The sequence below is a fragment of the Lacticaseibacillus pantheris DSM 15945 = JCM 12539 = NBRC 106106 genome, from assembly GCF_001311175.1.
In the GTDB taxonomy this organism is placed as follows: Bacteria; Bacillota; Bacilli; order Lactobacillales; family Lactobacillaceae; genus Lacticaseibacillus; species Lacticaseibacillus pantheris.
Genome location: NZ_BBAI01000021.1, coordinates 23,449 through 41,182 on the forward strand (window position 1 = coordinate 23,449; position 17,734 = coordinate 41,182).

General features: G+C 53.7%; 9 protein-coding genes and 7 pseudogenes. 1 reads left to right on the plus strand and 15 read right to left on the minus strand.

The genetic code is table 11. The features are described 5' to 3' along the window. Window positions 1-296: 296 nt before the first annotated feature. Together parC and parE are read right to left on the minus strand one after the other, a co-directional pair. A pseudogene (parC, locus tag JCM12539_RS07785) lies at window positions 297-2,758 on the minus strand (DNA topoisomerase IV subunit A). A gap of 6 nt (window positions 2,759-2,764) precedes the next feature. Next, window positions 2,765-4,782 (minus strand): annotated as a pseudogene (gene parE, locus JCM12539_RS07790) (DNA topoisomerase IV subunit B). 213 nt (window positions 4,783-4,995) lie between these two features. On the opposite strand from parE, the gene plsY reads away from it, so the two are divergent. After that, window positions 4,996-5,616: a glycerol-3-phosphate 1-O-acyltransferase PlsY gene (gene plsY / locus JCM12539_RS07795; protein WP_054650500.1), complete on the plus strand. Its 621-nt coding sequence runs from the start codon at window positions 4,996-4,998 to the stop codon at window positions 5,614-5,616. A 72-nt stretch (window positions 5,617-5,688) separates the two neighbouring features. Here plsY and JCM12539_RS07800 read toward each other — a convergent pair whose 3' ends face one another. The 13 genes and pseudogenes from JCM12539_RS07800 to JCM12539_RS14135 form a co-directional block, all read right to left on the minus strand. After that, window positions 5,689-6,561: an aldose 1-epimerase family protein gene (locus JCM12539_RS07800; protein ID WP_054650502.1), complete on the minus strand. Its 873-nt coding sequence runs from the start codon at window positions 6,559-6,561 to the stop codon at window positions 5,689-5,691. 26 nt (window positions 6,562-6,587) lie between these two features. Then, window positions 6,588-7,989, minus strand: a pseudogene (gene hslU / locus JCM12539_RS07805) (ATP-dependent protease ATPase subunit HslU). 9 nt (window positions 7,990-7,998) lie between these two features. Further along, window positions 7,999-8,519 (minus strand): annotated as a pseudogene (hslV, locus tag JCM12539_RS07810) (ATP-dependent protease subunit HslV). A gap of 102 nt (window positions 8,520-8,621) precedes the next feature. After that, window positions 8,622-9,518: a tyrosine recombinase XerC gene (xerC, locus tag JCM12539_RS07815; protein ID WP_054650504.1), complete on the minus strand. Its 897-nt coding sequence runs from the start codon at window positions 9,516-9,518 to the stop codon at window positions 8,622-8,624. A 320-nt stretch (window positions 9,519-9,838) separates the two neighbouring features. After that, window positions 9,839-11,919, minus strand: a pseudogene (gene topA, locus JCM12539_RS07820) (type I DNA topoisomerase). A gap of 95 nt (window positions 11,920-12,014) precedes the next feature. Then, window positions 12,015-12,868 (minus strand): annotated as a pseudogene (gene dprA / locus JCM12539_RS07825) (DNA-processing protein DprA). A gap of 104 nt (window positions 12,869-12,972) precedes the next feature. Further along, a complete protein-coding gene (rnhB, locus tag JCM12539_RS07830) occupies window positions 12,973-13,728 on the minus strand; it encodes a ribonuclease HII (RefSeq protein WP_054650506.1) in 756 nt (251 codons plus the stop codon). Continuing rightward, window positions 13,712-14,577 (minus strand): annotated as a pseudogene (ylqF, locus tag JCM12539_RS07835) (ribosome biogenesis GTPase YlqF). The gene rnhB and the pseudogene ylqF overlap by 17 nt, the downstream one beginning before the upstream one ends. 91 nt (window positions 14,578-14,668) lie before the next feature. After that, window positions 14,669-15,631 (minus strand): tyrosine-type recombinase/integrase, encoded by a 963-nt coding sequence (locus JCM12539_RS07840; protein WP_225350301.1) that lies wholly within the window; start codon window positions 15,629-15,631, stop codon window positions 14,669-14,671. After that, on the minus strand, window positions 15,628-15,930 hold the full coding sequence (locus JCM12539_RS14125) for a hypothetical protein (protein ID WP_225350302.1): 303 nt from the start codon (window positions 15,928-15,930) through the stop codon (window positions 15,628-15,630). Before JCM12539_RS14125 ends, JCM12539_RS07840 begins: the two co-directional genes overlap by 4 nt. A gap of 76 nt (window positions 15,931-16,006) precedes the next feature. Further along, a complete protein-coding gene (locus JCM12539_RS07845) occupies window positions 16,007-16,255 on the minus strand; it encodes a hypothetical protein (RefSeq protein WP_054650508.1) in 249 nt (82 codons plus the stop codon). 189 nt (window positions 16,256-16,444) lie between these two features. Then, on the minus strand, window positions 16,445-16,999 hold the full coding sequence (locus JCM12539_RS14130; protein WP_263849772.1) for a replication initiation factor domain-containing protein: 555 nt from the start codon (window positions 16,997-16,999) through the stop codon (window positions 16,445-16,447). Next, window positions 16,992-17,585 carry a helix-turn-helix domain-containing protein gene (locus JCM12539_RS14135; RefSeq protein ID WP_225350303.1) on the minus strand — a complete coding sequence of 198 codons (594 nt, stop codon included), beginning with the start codon at window positions 17,583-17,585 and terminating at the stop codon, window positions 16,992-16,994. Before JCM12539_RS14135 ends, JCM12539_RS14130 begins: the two co-directional genes overlap by 8 nt. Between the last annotated feature and the right edge of the window lie 149 nt (window positions 17,586-17,734).

Below are 17,734 nucleotides of genomic sequence, written 5' to 3' on the forward strand. Positions count from 1 at the left end.
TGAGCTTTCACCGACGACCAGTGGCAGCAAAACGCGTTTCCAACCGCCCTCTGTGCATCCTACTTGGCTCTAATTTATGCTCTAATAGTTAGAATAAGTTATCGGGCCGCCAAAAACAATAGTTTCTGATTATTTTCTTATAATTTTTTTTGCCACGCCCGTTATACCTGCACCAAATAGAAAGCGTTCGCAATGCCTATGTGCAAATAAAAACCGCCGACACCAATTTGTCGACGGTTCGTTTTGTCAATCACGGTCGTGGTTTCGCCCACAACAAATTCTCATCATTATTAGCGCTACTCCGCGGTGTCATCATCACCGGTAGTTGCATCCAAGTGTGGTACCACTGCGACTGGCGTACCGACCATATCCGTATCGATAATGAATGATCCGTTACTATAACGGTCACTCAGCGGGTGGTCCATCGGTTTGATGTTAGTTTGCGTCCCCTGGTCTGTCGTCACGTCCAGAGTCATCCCACTCGCCAACAAGACCATTGCCACGATGCGGTGCGGTTCCTTCTTCAGTTCGCGCAAAATTTGCAGTCCCCGCTTGGCACGACTGGTTACTGGTACTTCGCTGACGCGCATCCGTTTGAACGCCCCACGTTGTGTGAGAATGCCCACCGTCGCCCCATCAGGGTTATCGAGCACGGCAAAGTTAGCAACGGCATCATCGGGTTTGAGATTAATAAGCTTCACACCCGCCGCCCGCGCGCCGCTAACCGGAACTTCGTCCAGTGCAAAGGTTAACCCATAGCCAATCTTGGTGGCAACAAAGACGTACAGCTCCTGCGCACCGGCGGCGTTAAAGTACACGTCCGTAACGGTGGCCGCCGCCTCTTTGAGTTTAATGGCCACAATGGGTTTGCTCTTATACGTCCGGGTTGGCTGTAATTCCGCCAGTAACGTTTGCTTAATGTACCCGTCGCTGGTCCCGATGGTGAACGCACCGTCGCCGTCCAGCTTATCAAAGGCGTACACCGCCAGTACTTGCTCATCCGCCGCCAAGCCCACAGTCTGGCTCAGGTGCTCACCCGAGTCCTTCCACTTGGTGTCGGCCAGTTCGTGTACCTGGCGGTAAATCATGTTGCCCTTGGTAGTGAAAATGTACAGGTGCGTCAGGGTGGACAGCTGCGCCGCATAAACGGGTGCGTCCTCGTCCTTCAAGCCGTTAACCTCCGGACTAACCGCCTGAAAACTACGCAAGCTACTCCGCTTAACGTAGCCATCACGTGATACCTGCACCATCACTTGCTCATCCGCAACCAACACGGTCGTATCCACCTCAAGTGTCTCCACCTGGGCCTCAATTTCCGTCAGCCGGTCGGAACCGTAAGTCTTGCCAATGGCCTGCAATTCGTCGGTAATTACCTTGTCGCGGACCGCCGGTTTATTAATGATGTCCTGTTGCCGAGCAATTGTTTTGGCCAGCTCGGCCGCTTCCGCCTCAAGGGCAGTCACGTCCGTGTTGGTTAAACGGTACAGCTGCAGGGACACAATGGCCTCCGCTTGCGCCACGGTGAAATCGTACTCCTTCACCAGGTTGTTCTTGGCGTCAGCTTTGTCCTTACTACCGCGGATGGTCTTAATAACCTGATCCAGGATGGACAGGGCCTTGATTAACCCCTCGACGATGTGCGCCCGCGCCTGGGCCTTAGCTAAATCGTACTGGGCGCGCCGGACTACCACGTCGCGACGGTGTTCCAGATACGCTGCCAGCAAGGGCTTTAGCCCCAGTTGTCGCGGCTGGAGGTCGGCGATGACCACCATGTTGAAGTTGTAGGACACCTGCAAATCGGTGTTCTTGAAGAGGTACGTCTGGATACCTTCAGCATTGGCGTCCTTCTTTAGTTCAATGACCACAGACAGTCCGAAACGGTCGCTTTCATCCCGGACTTCAGCAATGCCGTCAACCTTCTTGTTCACGCGCAGCTCGTCAATTCGCTTAACCAACTCAGCTTTGTTGACTTCGTACGGGAGCTCCGTCACGACGATCTGCTGGCGGTGACCTCGCATCTCCTCAATGTGAGTCTTGGACCGCACCACAATTTTGCCCCGGCCCGTTTCGTACGCCTGGCGAATGCCGGCCAGACCCTGCACAATGCCACCGGTAGGAAAATCGGGACCCTTGACCTTGGTCATTAGATCGTCCAGCGTTGCGTCTGATTTTGCATCAGGATGAGCAACGCATCGATAACTTCGCGGAGGTTGTGCGGCGGTATTTCGGTTGCGTAACCAGCTGAAATACCGGTCGAGCCGTTCACCAGCAAGTTAGGAAAGGCAGCCGGTAAAACGGTGGGTTCCTGCTCGGTATCATCAAAGTTCAACACCATATCCACGGTGTCCTTATCGATATCCTTCAGCAGTTCGCCCGAAATCTTAGATAGGCGGGCTTCCGTGTACCGCATTGCGGCCGGCGGATCACCATCCATCGAACCGTTATTACCGTGCATCTCCACGAGGGGTACACGTAACTTCCAGTCCTGTGACAAGCGAACCATGGCCTCGTAGATTGAGCTATCACCATGAGGGTGGAAATTACCCATGACGTTCCCGACGGACTTAGCCGACTTCCGGAACCCGTGATCATAGGTGTTGCCATCCTTATTCATGGCAAAGAGGATCCGGCGTTGCACGGGCTTTAACCCGTCGCGCACGTCGGGCAGCGCCCGCTCCTGAATAATGGATTTGGAGTACCGGCCATAGCGGTCACCCATAATGTCTTCAAGCGTTAATTCTTGAACGTTATTGGCCATAACTCACTACTTTCCTTTCCGCTTATTGAGTTGCTTCTTGATGGTCTGCTTCCCAAACTGCATATCGGCGTGGTCAGTATCGGACTCCAGGATGGAACCCTCATCGTCCAACGTGAACTTCACGTTGTGCTCAATCCACTCACGCGGGGCTCAACCCGGTCACCCATGAGCGTAGTCACCCGACGCTCAGCCAGAGCTGCATCATCGATGCGTACCCGAATCAGTGTCCGCGTTTCTGGGTTCATGGTCGTCTCCCACAACTGGTCGGCGTTCATTTCCCCCAGACCTTTGAACCGGGTCAGACTGTAGCCCTTGCCCATTTTCTTAGCCTCGGACTCCAGCTCCTCGTCGGTCCACGCGTACTGGATGCGTGTTTTATCACGCACACCTTTGGACAACCGGTACAACGGCGGTAGCGCAATGTACACCTTGCCGGCTTCGATCAGCGGCCGCATGTAGCGGTAGAAGAACGTCAGTAGCAAAATCTGGATGTGCGCGCCGTCATCATCGGCATCGGTCATGATAATAACCTTGTCGTAGTTGGAACTGTCGACCTCAAAGTCGCTCCCGACACCGGCACCGACCGTGTAAATGATCGTGTTAATTTCGGCATTCTTCACGATATCGTCCAGGCGCGCTTCTGGGTGTTGAGCACCTTACCACGGAGCGGCAAAATCGCCTGGAAACGCCGGTCACGACCCTGCTTGGCCGACCCACCGGCAGAATCACCCTCGACCAGGAACAGCTCATTCTTGGCGGCATTCTTACTCTGTGCCGGCGTAAGCTTCCCCGATAGGAGGCCCTGATCCTTTTTGCGTTTCTTGCCGTTACGGGACTCATCCCGGGCCTTGCGGGCAGCGTTACGTGCCTCACGCGCCCGGACAGCTTCTTGACCAGCTCCTGGGCGGCATCCCCGCCTCCATGAGCCAGTAACTGAGCTGCTCGGCCACCACGTTTTCAACTACAGGGCGGGCTTCCGGGCTCCCCAGTTTGGCCTTGGTCTGGCCTTCAAACTGGAGGAGTTCCTCCGGCACGCGGATCGCCAGGACGCCGGCGAGCCCTTCACGGACGTCGCTACCCTCCAGGTTCTTATCTCGCTTCTTCAGCAGCCCCACCTTACGGGCAAAGTCGTTGAAGGCGCGGGTCATCCCCGCACGCATCCCCGCTTCGTGCGTCCCACCATCCGGTGTCCGCACGTTGTTAACGAACGACAGAATGTTTTCGGAGTATCCGTCGTTGTACTGTCCGGCAAAGTCGACCACGATGCCTTCTTTGTCACCCTCAAAGTGCATGACCTGTGACATCGTGTCCTTACCTTCGTTGAGGTACTCCACGAAGCTCTTCAGCCCCTCCGGATAGTGGTATTCCTCCACCCGGGGTTCATCAGGACGCTCATCAGTCAACGTAATCTTGATGTCCTTCAGCAGGAAGGCCGACTCACGCAGGCGTTCAGCTAGGGTATCAAAGCTGTAGGTAGTAGTCTGAAAAATGGTCGGGTCGGGTTTGAACGTGATGGTGGTCCCGTTAGGTTCGTTCACCTTACCCAGTTTTTGCAAACCGTTACCGTCTGGGTGCCCGCCGTTAATAAACGTCTCGGTGTAGGCGCGTTTGTCACGCACCACGCGCACCGTGAGCGACTCACTGAGGGCGTTCACGACGGAAGAACCGACACCATGCAGACCCCCACTAGTCTTGTAACTGTCCTGGGAGAACTTACCACCTGCGTGCAGCACGGTGAGGATAACCTCAATTGTTGGTCGGCCACTGGCGTGCGTACCCGTAGGCATCCCCCGTCCGTGGTCCACAACGGTAATACTGTTATCTGGGTGAATGGTGACGGCAATAATGTCTCCATAACCGGCCAGCGCTTCATCCACCGCGTTATCTACAATTTCGTAGACCAGGTGGTGCAGCCCACGGGCATCGGTCGAACCGATGTACATCCCGGGACGCTTGCGCACGGCTTCAAGGCCCTCGAGAACTTGAATCGACGAATCGTTATAAGCATCTACTGGTTTCGCCATAAATCGACAACCTTTCCTTTTACACAATAATGTTACTTTACACCACTAAGGCAACCCACTCCAAATATTTCGGTAGCGAAAGTATGTTCGTATTGACCAATTAATTCTACCCGGGTGCCCCAAGACTGTCAAAATAAATTCTATCCGTTACACCCGGCGCGGTGCGCTCACTATGCAAACATGCTAAAATGTTAGCTTGAAAGGAGTGGCGATATGCTACTTGTATTAGCGTTTATTCTCTCATACTTATTGGGTTCGATCCCCTCGGGCGTGTGGATCGGTCAAGCACTATACCATAAGGACGTCCGTACCGCCGGCAGCCATAACATTGGGACGACCAACGTCTACCGGGTGCTCGGCCCTGTAGCCGGCACCATCGTCCTGGCCATGGATATCCTCAAGGGAACGCTCGGGGCGAGCTTACCCGTCATGTTTGGTTACCACCAGCACTGGCTCATTCTGGTGTGTGGTGTTGCCGCCGTGGTGGGTCATACCGCCAGCATCTTTATCGGCTTCAAAGGTGGCAAAGCGGTCGCAACCAGTGCGGGAATTTTGTTAGCATATAACCCCGGCTTCTTCCTGATTGCCTCCGCCCTCTTCGTTTCATTCATTCTGTTGACGTCGATGGTCAGCATCGCCAGTACGTCCGCCATTACCATCGTGACGTTCATTAGCTGGTTTGGCTACCATGATCCGTTGCTCACCACCATTGCGGGGGTGCTGACGGTGGTCTTCTTTATCCGGCACCGGGCCAACTTTGCCCGCATTCGGGCCGGTAAGGAAAACCTGGTTCCGTTTGGCCTGTACTACTGGTACCGACAGCGACACCAGTAAGTGCTGCCCGCACATACACATTACTCCAAGCAAAAGCCGCGGCGTTGAACCGCGGCTTTTGTGCGCCTATGACTAGAATGTCTTAATCGTGTATCCCTGGACAAAGGTGCCACCTGGAGCCAAGCGGTTGATGCCGCGCTTCTCCGTCAGCTCGCCCGAAGCGTCTGGCGCGTCCGCAATGCCCCACCACGGTTCAATGCAGCAGAAGTTGCCAGGAACTGGGTAGTTGGACCAAATGCCGACGTATGGCGCGTCACTGACCGTCAGGGCCACCCCGTGACCACCTTTGCTCGACTTCAGGCTCATCGTCGTTTCTTCACCATTCAACTCGTAAATCAACGCATCGTCCTTAAAGAGCTCGTGGGACAACGCTTGCTGACCAACCTCCTGCTCGTCACGTTGGGCGTAATCAGCATACTTTCCGTCCAGGGGGATGTGGGTACGGGTTTCTGCTGGGTCAAACGTCAGCGTGTATTCATCGTAAGCCGACTCTGCGTCTAACGGCAGGCTAAACGCCGGGTGGGCACCAATACTGAAATAGAGTTCATCGTCGTGGCTAGGATTGTTCACGCTGTAGCCCACTTCCAGGCTGTTACCGGCCAGCCGGTAACTCAGCACCAGCCGAAAGGCAAAGGGAAACTTCGCCCGTGACTCGGCGGTGTCGGTTAGCACTAACTCAACGGCGTTGTCTTCTTGACGGAGCACCTCGAAGTCCATATCGCGAGCAAAGCCGTGGCGGGTCATGTGGTACGTCTGGCCCTGATAATGATACTCATCATCCTTGAGCGCCCCAACAATCGGGAATAATACTGGTGCGTGACGTGCCCATACCTGCGGGTCAGCCTGCCACATGTACTCCGTGCCGTCGTCGCCCTTAAGACTGGACAACTCCGCGCCGTGTAAGTTAATTTCCGCCTGTAAGTGTTCGTTTGCAATCGTAACCATCAAAAATTTCCCCCTACCAAAGTGTTTTACAAAATGTACTTGCTCATATCGTCATCAGCCGCAATGTCGCCCACCTTATCCTGGACGTATTGTTCGGTGATGGTAATGGCACCCATCTGCATGTCCGGACCCTCGTACAGGATGTCCTCCAGCAGCTTTTCCAAGATGGTCGCCAACCGCCGCGCACCGATATTTTCCTGGGTGGTGTTCACCGTAGCCGCAATGTGCGCCACTGTCTGGACGGCTTCCTGGGTAAAGGTGACCTTAACCCCGTCGGCACCGATGAGCGCCATGTACTGCTTGGTCAGCGCGTTATCGGGTTCGGTCAAAATCCGGACAAAGTCGGTCTCAGTCAGGTCGGACAATTCCACGCGGATTGGGAACCGGCCTTGCAGTTCGGCAATCAGGTCGCTCGGCTTGGCTTCCGCAAAGGCACCAGAACCGATGAACAGGATGTGGTCAGTACTGATCATCCGTACTTGGTGTTGACCTGGGACCCTTCGACAATCGGCAGAATATCGCGCTGGACACCTTCGCGGGATACCTCACCGCTACCATTCTTAGTGCCCTTGGCAATTTTGTCAATTTCATCAATGAAGATGATGCCTGAGTTCTCCGCCCGCCGGATAGCCGCTGCGTAAATATCGGCGTGGTTCACCAGCTTGGAGGATTCCTCGCGAATAAAGGCTTCGCGGGCCTCGCGGACGGACATGGTGCGTTCCACCTTCTGCTTGGGCATCATGCTACCCAGTGCCTGGCCCAGATCAATGCCCATCTGGCCGTACATATCGTTCATACCACCATTGGCCTTCTTTTCATCAGCCACGGCCACGGTCAATTCACGGTCTTCCAGCAGGCCTTTGTCCAACTGCTCCGCTACCGAGAGGCGCTCGTCGCGAATCTGGTCGGTCACTTCGCCATCGTCCTCATCGTTATTCGACGTTTCGTTATTCTGAATGCTGTTGAGCATGGACATCAGGTCCGCCATGTTGTTCTGACGTTTTTCCTTCTTGATGCCCGGTACCAATAGTTTGACCAGTCGCTTGTTGGCCGCCTCTTCAGCACGACCACGCACCTGGGCGTACTGCGCGGTTTCTTCCATCTGGACGGCAACATCAACGAGGTCCCGCACCATGGATTCCACATCACGACCCACGTAGCCGACCTCTGTAAACTTAGTGGCCTCAACCTTCACGAGGGGCGCATCCACACTTTGGCCAGGCGCCGGGCAATCTCGGTCTTCCCAACCCCAGTCGGTCCGATCATCAAGAGGTTCTTCGGCGTAATATCCTGCTGCATCTTCGGGCTCAACTTCATGCGGCGTTCCCGGTTATACAGGGCCACCGCCACGGCCCGCTTCGCTTCATCCTGACCAATCACGTACTGGTCCAACTGGGCGACAATTTGTTTCGGTGTTAAATCACTCATGGGCGCCTCCTATAGTTCGCTAACCTTAATGTTTGAGTTGGTGAAAATATCGATGCTGCTGGCGATGCCCACCGCCTCTTTGGCAATCGCACCCGCGTCCATCTCCGTGTGACGGAGTAGGGCTACGGCCGCGGCTGGGCAAAGTTGCCGCCGCTACCGATGGCAAGGACGTCCTCATCGGGGGCAATCACCTCACCGTTACCGGAGATCAGCAACAGCTCCTTACCGTCCATCGCAATCAGCATGGCCTCCAGCTTCTGCATCGTGGGGTCCTTACGCCAGTCCTGGGCCAAAGCCACGGCTGAGCGCTGTAAGTTACCCTGGAACAGTTCCAGTTTCTTTTCAAACCAATCCTGCAGGGTGACCGCATCAGCGACACCACCAGCAAAACCAACCACGACTTTGCCACCATAGATTGGGCGGATTTTCTCCGCGGTCCCCTTCATGATGACCTTCTCGCCACCGGTGACCTGGCCGTCCCCGGCAATCGCCGTGTGCCCGTTACGTCGTACTGCTGCAATTGTTGTCATTAATTTGCTCCTTAATATCCGTTGTTGACCATCAATTCGGTGATGGTGTGTACATCATAACTGTGACACTCTGTCATAACATCGTACTAAAGTATGATTCTGCTACTTATGCTCAGGAAAATACTTCTGGTAGTCCGCCACCAGGTGCGCCGTCGTGACGTGCGTATAGATCTGCGTGGTCGATAGACTACTGTGGCCTAACAGTTCCTGTACGGTCCGTAAATCAGCGCCGTGATTAAGCATATGCGTCGCAAAGCTGTGCCGCAGCATGTGGGGATGAATCTTCGTAGTCAGGCTGGTACGCTCCACCACGCGGTCCAGAATGTACTCAATGCCGCGAGCGGTAATGGGATTGCCGTGTTGGTTCAAAAACATGCGGTTAGTCCACAGTCCACTCACCGCCATCAAATCTGCCCGTACAGTATCAACGTACTGCTGGAGCGCCGCAGCGGCCTGGTCGCCAAAGAGGACGTAGCGGTCCTTGTTGCCCTTACCGTGAACGAGGATGGCGTGCATCTTAATGTCCACCTGCTCCACTGTCAGGTTAGCCACTTCGCTCACCCGCATCCCCGTATCGTACAACACTTCGAGTAGTGCGCGGTCGCGAATGTCGGCGGGTTCAGACCCACTAACCGCCTTAAATAGCTGCTCAATTTCGGGCTCGTAGAAAAACTGGGGAAGGCGGCGGTGACCCTTTTTGGTCTCAACCATGGCAAAGGGGTCATGGTCAGCGCGCCCCACCCGCATCATGTAGCGGTAAAAACTCCGCAGGCTGCTGAGCTTACGCGCGGTAGTTGCGCGGCTGTAATGGTGGTCGTTCATGTCAGTCATAAAGGCCGCCACGGTCACGGTATCGACTTTGTCGTACCCATCAAAGCCGCCGCTCTCCTCACAAAACTGGCGGAACGCAGCCACGTCATCGTGGTAGGCCCGCTGGGTGGCGGGCGAATAGTGGCGCTCAACCTTCAGGTAGTTGATAAATTCGTCTAGTGGCTCCATCGGCTCACCTCCGTCCCAATTATCCTATCACAGTTAGTGCGAATGCGCTTACGTAAATACTGACAAAGCGGAAATTCATGCCGGACAACAAAGGCGACCAGTCATAATTGGCGGCTTCGTAAAAACGATGCACATCGACGCCCGCCAGGCTTCTGACCGATTGGGGTTATGGTGAGCAACCCGCCCTACAAACGTGGACCACAATGCAGCTCCCTGGACCTAAACCAATAAGGCTGATATTCCTAAGTACAGGAATATCAGCCTTATTACGTTAGTGCTCGGGAGCTAACCGCATCGTGGTCCACTCTCATATGCGTTGCTTATTTTTGAATTGCTTCTTCGTAATCGCCGTTCGGGCAGACGACCTGCACACCGCCGCGGCTACGCTTCTCCACGAGGAAGTGGCCATCCTTCGGGCAATTACGCCCGACTGGCTTATCCCACGAGACAAAGTCGCAGTCAGGGTACCGGGAACAACCAAAGAACGTCCGGTTACGCTTGCTCTTGCGTTCAACCACCTGACCGATACCACACTTAGGACAAATCACGCCAATTTCCTTGACGATGGCCTTAGTGTTGCGACAATCAGGGAAGCGGGAACAGGCGTAGAACTTACCGTAACGGCCCATTTTGATCACCATGGGCGCGCCACAGATGTCACAGTTAAACCCTGCCGGCTCATCCTTGAGCTGAATCTTTTCGATGCCCTCTTCGGCGTGATCCACTTCCTTGGCGAATGGCTTGTAGAACTGGTCGATAACCTTAACCCAGTTTTCCTCACCCGTTTCGATGGCATCCAACTCGCCTTCGACGTTGGCCGTGAACTTAATGTCCACCACGTCGGGGAAAAATTCCACGATTAGCGAGTTAACGATTTCGCCGAGTTCCGTTGGTTCAAAGCGGCGGGCGCTCAGCTTCACGTAGTACCGCTTCTGGATGGTTTCAATCGTTGGGGCGTAGGTTGACGGTCGGCCCACACCGTTTTCTTCCAGCGCCTTAACGAGGTTGGCTTCAGAATACCGTGCTGGTGGCTGCGTAAAGTGCTGCGCCGGGTCGGTTTTAGTCAACGTGACGCTGTCGCCCTCAGCCAGTTCGGGTAACTCCCGGTCCTTCTGGTCCGCATCACGGGAAGACACGTACAAAGTTGTGAAACCTTTGAACTTCGTGTGGCTACCATTGGCACGGAACTCCGCACCGTTTTGGTGGAGCTTGACGGACACCGTATCCACAACGGCAGGGGTCATTTCGCTGGCCACAAAGCGCGACCAAATCAGTTGGTAAAGGCGCATCTGGTCCTTGGTCAGCACCTTTTCCAGACTCTTAGGCGTCCGGTAGGTGGAACTCGGCCGGATGGCTTCGTGGGCGTCCTGGGCGCCTTCCTGCAACTTACCCTGACGAATCTTGGTGGCCGCGTACGGTTCGCCATACTCTTCGTGGATAAATTTGCTGGTCTCGGCCTTCGCCACGCTGGAAACACGGGTACTGTCGGTACGCATGTAGGTGATTAACCCGACCGTACCCTCTTTGCCACCTAAATTAATACCTTCGTACAGCTGCTGAGCCAGCATCATGGTCTTCCGTGTACGGAAGTTGAGCTTACGGTTAGCTTCCTGCTGCAGGGAACTGGTGGTAAACGGTGGTGCGGGGAACCGCTTGCGTTCCTTCTTGACAACACTAGTGACGTCGAACGGTTGGGCTTTATCTACCCGGCCCAACACGTCCTGAACAGCGTCGTTGTCTGGCAACTTCGTTTTCTTTCCGTCCAGACCGTAGAAGGATGCGGGAAAGGCTTTGCCCCGCCCCTTCTTAAACTCCGCGTCGATGGTCCAGTATTCTTCGGGCTTGAAATCATTAATTTCTTTTTCGCGGTCAATGATGAGCTTCAACGCGACGGACTGTACGCGTCCGGCTGACAGACCCTTCTTGACCTTTTTCCACAGGAGCGGCTGATGGAGTAACCCACCAGTCGGTCCAAAATACGCCGGGCCTGCTGAGCTTCGACGAGCTTTTCGTCAATACTCCGGGGCTCTTTGAAGGAGTTCTTAACCGCATCTTTGGTGATTTCGTTGAACACCACGCGATTCTTGTCCTTTGGGTCGAGTCCGAGCAGGTAGCTAACGTGCCACGCAATGGCTTCCCCTTCACGGTCCGGGTCAGCTGCGAGGTACACGTGGTCGACCTTCTTGGCCTCCCGTTTCAACCCCTTGATGACGTCGCCCTTACCCCGAATGGAAATATATTTGGGTGCGTAATCATTGTCGATATCGACCCCCATCTGACTCTTGGGCAAATCACGCACATGACCGAGGCTCGCAATCACTTTGTAATTGCGTCCCAGGTACTTTTCAATTGTCTTGGCCTTCGCGGGTGATTCCACGATGACGAGATTCTTGGCGGACATAAACGTCCTCCTTTCAATAGTACGGTGCACCGCCACGCGCGATACACAAAATCAAGGCCCATATTAGGCCATCACGTGGGGCCCTGTCAAACTTTTTAATCAAAATAGCGTAATTCTGTCGAAATATCGGCCGCCTGACGGACCAAAGTTGCACCCTGTTGAATCAGTTCATTGGGTCCCACTCCGAGTGGTGCGTCAATCCGATTAGGGAGCACACACACGGTCCGCCCGTTTTCAGCCGCCATGGTTGCGGTGATTAGACTACACTTTTGTGCCGGGCCTCTGTAACCAATAATACGTGACTCAGCCCCGCAATAATACGGTTACGCGCAATAAACCGGTACGGCATGGAGCTAGTTCCAGGCGGATACTCGGATAGCAGTAGGCCGTGCTGGGCAACCGCGGACTGCAAATGACGATTCTGGGCTGGATAAAACCGGTCAATGCCGGTCGCAATCACCCCCACCGGTGGCAGCCCCGTGGTCAGCGCCGCACGATGCGCAATACCGTCCGCACCTTTGGCCAGGCCACTGATAATAGCCACATTCGGTGATAACGCTGGTAGTAGCTGCGCGAGAGCCTGTTCGGAATACTCACCACCCGAACGCGCCCCCACGATACCCACACTACTCATGTGCAATAACTCTGGGTGGCCGGCGTAAAACAAGACTAAAGGCGGCTGCTCAATCATGCGCAGCCGCTCCGGATAGTCGCTATCAACAATGGTCATGTACTGGGTGTGTGCACACAGCGCCTGCCATTGCGCCCGGTGCATTGGCTCGTTCAACCACCGCAGTAGCCGCGCACGTGACCGGGCCGGCGCCGCATCAACTAACGTCTGGTCAACGGCCGGTGCGCCGTCCGCAATTGCGACCATGACGTTGTGCGCAACCGTGGGGCTGGCCCCAGTCGCCAAGTGTGTTAACAGTATAAATTCACGCAATTCCATCTTTGTACCTCCGCAAACGGGTCTGTCAGGAGATTTCGCAAAGTCGCGTCGTTTTTCTACTATTTAAATGTTAGTCGTACACATTATTTGGGTCCAAAATTTAATTATCTGAGTGCGGCCCGTACCGGACTAAACGAACGCCGGTGAATTGGCGTAACACCGAGGTTTTGCAAACCTGCAAGATGTTTGGCCGTGCCGTAGCCCATGTTGTCATCCAAGTCGTACCCGGGATAGATGCGGTCATACATCTCCATCAGGTGATCACGGGCGACTTTGGCCACGATGCTGGCCGCACCAATGCTGATGCTGCGCGCGTCCCCCTTAATCAACTTCGTCTGGGGGATGTTCACCGGCACCGTCATGGCGTCTACCAGCAAGTAATCCGGCCGGACGCGTAACCCGTTAACGGCGTCGGCCATCCCCAGTTCGGTGGCGTGATAAATATTTTCACGGTCAATGGTAGGTGCGTCCTTGACCCCCAAACTGACAGCCACGGCCTGAGTCAGAATTTGCGCGTACAGCTCCTCGCGACGATGCGCAGTCAGCTGCTTGCTGTCATTGACGGGCACGTCAAAACTACCGTCGATAATCACGGCGGCAGTCACAACTGGGCCAGCTAGCGGTCCACGGCCAACTTCATCAATTCCCGCGATGTGCGGATACTGCGGCCACAAGGATTGTTCAAACTCCAGACGTTGCTCAAAATCCGCCCGGGCAGCGGCAGCGCGTGCCTGCTCACGCTGATAGCGCTGGAGCAACTGCTGCGCCCCTTTGCGCGGATCAGCGGTCAACGCGGCCAATACGTCCGCGGCAACGGGTGGTTGCGCCAGTAACGTGCGGTACTCACTCAGTGTCGGCATGTTCAGCCTCCGCGGTCGGCACCTCGAGCGTGTAGCGTCCCAGCTCACCTTTGCGCACGTCGTTAATCAGGCGTGTAGCCATACGGTCATACTCCTCACCAAAGCCTAGCTTACTGGTCAGGTAGGCCATCAGGTCGTGCGGGGCTAAAGTCATATCGGCATCATTTAATCCGTACGCCTTCCGTAACCGGGCCGGATACTCCTGCATGAAGTACGTCAGTCCCCAGAGCGCAACGTCATCGGCGTTAAACACCGTGTCCGCAATCGCACCGCTCAGAGCCAAGCGCATCCCCACTTCCTGGTCCTCAAACTTCGGCCACAGGATGCCGGGTGTGTCCAGTAAGTCCAAGTTATCGCCGGCCTTAAGCCACTGCTGGTTCTTGGTGACGCCGGGGCGGTTCCCGGTAACAGCAATGTTTTTGTGGACTAGCCGGTTCAGAATCGTCGACTTACCAACGTTCGGAATGCCAATACACATGGCGCGAATATGGGGGGTTTTAATCCCCCGCGCTTCTTGCGGGCAATTTTGTCCGCGAGCTGGGTGGTCGCCATCTGGGCCAACTGCTGGAGGCGGTTGGCGTGCTGCGCATCGATTGCCAAAGCCGGTTGGTCAGCCTGCTCGTATGCTGCTAACCACTGTTTGGTACGGTTAGGATCAGCGAGGTCCGCCTTGTTGAGGATTGCAATCCGCGGCTTTTGGTTCAGCATGGACAGCAGCATGGGGTTACGTGAACTTTCCGGCACGCGTGCGTCCACCACCTCAAAAACAATATCTACCTGTTTAATACGCTCGGCTACTTCCCGCCGGGCCTTTTGCATGTGGCCGGGGAACCAGTTAATTTGTGCCATTGTTTGTAACTCCTTTAGTACCAAGGGCTTGAGGCCCTTGGGTTGTCATTTTTTTCATAAACGTGGGCAAAACGTGGGCAGCGTGGCGAAATTACCAAACGCTACCGTTCAACTTCACCCGATTTTTTTCAATGAACCGCGTGATGGCTTCGACCGATTTATCCTGATTTTCATCAAGGGTGTGGGTGTAGCCATCCGTGGTTTCGGCCCGAACATGCCCGACCCGCTTTTGCACTTCTTTGAGTGAAATCGACGGGTCATCGCGAAGCACCGAAATGTGAATGTGGCGGAAGCCGTGAGGAATCGCGTTCTTCGTCCATTCAAAACCATACCATTCTTGGCAATGCTTCGTTAGCGACTTATTGATTCGCGTCAGAATCTCACGGAAGCTGTGCGAGGTGATTGGTGAGCCATACTCTGTCCTAAACAGCGACTTAGAAGCATGAAAGGCGTCCGCGGGAAAGTCAGCCATGTGTTCGTCGAATGCCTTGTTACGCGCAATGACACGCTTTACGGCATCAATGGCAAATTCCGGCAATTCTTCGACACGTTCACCGGCCTCGGTCTTAGTGGTGTCTTCGTAATACTCATCAACGCGCAGGTCGTAATATTGCAAGGACTTGTCGATCGTCACCAGCCGATTCTCGAAATCAATATCCGCTTCCGTCAATGCAGCAGCCTCACCGATACGACAACCCGTCCCAATCATGAACAGCGCCAAATCGTAGTATGTCTGATGCCGCCGCTTGCGTAACTCTGCCAATAAGGCGTGGACCTCGTGCTCGTCAAGAAACTTCGCTTCGTGGCGCAGTCGTTTTTCGCGCTTCTCCTTTGAACTGGCAGAGAGTTTGATTACACGCGTTGGTGAGAACGGAATTGCGTTGTGCAGAACGCCGTAGTCGAAGATCTTATTTAGCGAGCATTTGATATGTTGCATCGTCGAATGGGTTGAATGATACTTCTTCTTGTAGTCGTTCAACAGGTTCTGAATTAGCAGTGGTGTAATCACTTCAAGAAGCACGTCATCTGCCATCAGCTCTTCAATACGTTTCAACACCATTTTCTCACGCGTGACGGTTGGCGCTTGACCGTAGTCTGCCAAGTTTCCAACCATTTTGCTTTCAAGTCACCGAATGTCACCATCGCGGCGCCGTTGAAAGTACCTTGTTTCTCTGCAATCAGCTCCTCAATCTTTGCAGCTAAGTCGCGTTCGGCCTGCTTGCGGGCGCGCGCCGTGTTCGTAGTGAACTTGACGACTTCCCGTTTTGCTTTGCCAGTCAATGGATCAACATAGCGATCGACCGCGTAATAAGTTGACTTACCGTTCTTGCGTTTTCTTTCTTCAAAATACATGTTTTATCCTTTCCGGGTAAGGAAAAGGGCAAAACTGAATCTCTATTAGCAGATTCTATTTTAACATCCAAACCCTTTATTTTCTGCGCAATTTTGAATAGCCATGTGTCTTCCAGTACAAAAAGTCGTCGAATACCTCGAAATTGATGAAGACGAGCTTGTGCGTTGGGTTCAAGACGCCATCACGCCACAGCTTGTTGTCACGCATCTCACATAGCCAACGATTGAGCGTGTATTTGTTTAAGCCGTCGTATCGGCTCAAAATGGCTTCCTTATTGCCCCATTCAGCATCACTGTCCGATACTGGACTGTATTTGATTTTCATTCATTACCTCACTTGTTGTGTCTAGCATCTGTGTGAGATAATCAGCACAGATAGGACCCATATCTTATCTGTGAAGGGTGACTACTTGCTTTGGTCGGCGTGGTCATCCTTTTTTTTGATTGCTCACTTTCGGGTGTCATTTCTTCAAACAAACCATTTTCAAGTTGATCTGCGCCAACTGTGTACTGCTCAATGATTTGTCGATGCTTGTCTGTCAAGATTGCCCCGCGAATCGATTGCATCGTTTTTTTGGTTACCCCAGTACGCGTCAATCTCGTGGAGCACTCGCTCCGTCAGTGCAACTTGCTTATCGATCCACGCCCGCGTGCGGTTGAGATCGAGCGGTTCTGGGGCAGTGGTCAAGCGCAGCGGCTGGCGATCATGACCGACAAAGCGTTGCCAATTCTTGTTGAGCGGCCAATCCAGTCGTAGCTTGCCTTTTTGAGCATCAACAAAGCGTAGATAGCGTTTAATGATGCCAAATATCGTGCGTTCCTCATCGCGATAACAAAGTAAATCATCAACAGCCTTTTCCGCCCGAGTGTTCTTCAAACGAATTTCAAAACGGTTGTAGATGTTGGTGGTTAAGCCTTTCTTGTGCTGCTCGGCGCCTTTCTCGTAGAGGCAAAAGTAAAGTTCGCTTTTGGTTGAACCAATGTATAATGTCGTACCAGTCTCATCATCAAATTCTTCATCGTCTTCATGATAGATGCGGCCGGATACCGTGCCTTGGTACTCACGCATGACGTGGATACACTCGTTGGCCTGAATTTTTTTGAATCAGGTTTGGAATATCCAACATATTGACCATATCGTTAACGGCTAAATCCAGTCGTTTCATCACGCCTTTCATGTCCAGGCACTGGTAAAGAAAGTCATACCAAGTTTCGCCACGCCCTAGCAGAATACTTTCCATCTGGCGACAACCTTGCCCACGTAGTTCTAGCAGCGTGCCTAATTCCTTGTGGCCCGGATCAGAGCCGTAGATTTTAATCTGTCCTAGTGAGCGGGTGAACTGATAACCAAACGCCGCGCGATCTTCAGACAGAATACAATCCGTTTGCAAACGTAAAAGGTCATCGACGATTTTGTCTATATCCTGTGTTGGAAACCGAATCCGTACATAGTCAATCAGCAGTTGCAGTTCCGGCTCATCTGACCAATTATTGAGAGTCTTATCAATGTGCATCTGTAAGCCGCTACTACACGCTTCGCCATTTTCGATGCGACTAAGGTGGCGTTGTGTGATACCAAGCCGGTGACATAGCTGCACCTGTGTCAGGTTCAATTCTTTACGACGCCTCCGTACTGAATCACTCCAGTAACCCAAATTGTTTGCCTCCTAATCTTGTTGCCACTAGACATCAGCTTGAGTTGTCCAGTCGGTAAGTTCTGTGTCGTATCAACGTTTCTACCCGGAAATCAGGTAGATAGGTGTCATTTACGACCCCCTGTTAGTACATGGGGGTCTAGGCGGCC

What these genes read in the sequence shown, in the direction of transcription:
- plsY (WP_054650500.1), top strand. Translation starts at nt 4,996, where the DNA reads ATGCTACTTGTATTAGCGTTTATTCTCTCATACTTATTGGGTTCGATC.
- JCM12539_RS07800 (WP_054650502.1), bottom strand. Translation starts at nt 6,561, where the DNA reads ATGGTTACGATTGCAAACGAACACTTACAGGCGGAAATTAACTTACAC.
- xerC (WP_054650504.1), bottom strand. Translation starts at nt 9,518, where the DNA reads ATGGAGCCACTAGACGAATTTATCAACTACCTGAAGGTTGAGCGCCAC.
- rnhB (WP_054650506.1), bottom strand. Translation starts at nt 13,728, where the DNA reads ATGCCGACACTGAGTGAGTACCGCACGTTACTGGCGCAACCACCCGTT.
- JCM12539_RS14125 (WP_225350302.1), bottom strand. Translation starts at nt 15,930, where the DNA reads ATGTATTTTGAAGAAAGAAAACGCAAGAACGGTAAGTCAACTTATTAC.
- JCM12539_RS07845 (WP_054650508.1), bottom strand. Translation starts at nt 16,255, where the DNA reads ATGAAAATCAAATACAGTCCAGTATCGGACAGTGATGCTGAATGGGGC.
- JCM12539_RS14130 (WP_263849772.1), bottom strand. Translation starts at nt 16,999, where the DNA reads ATGCGTGAGTACCAAGGCACGGTATCCGGCCGCATCTATCATGAAGAC.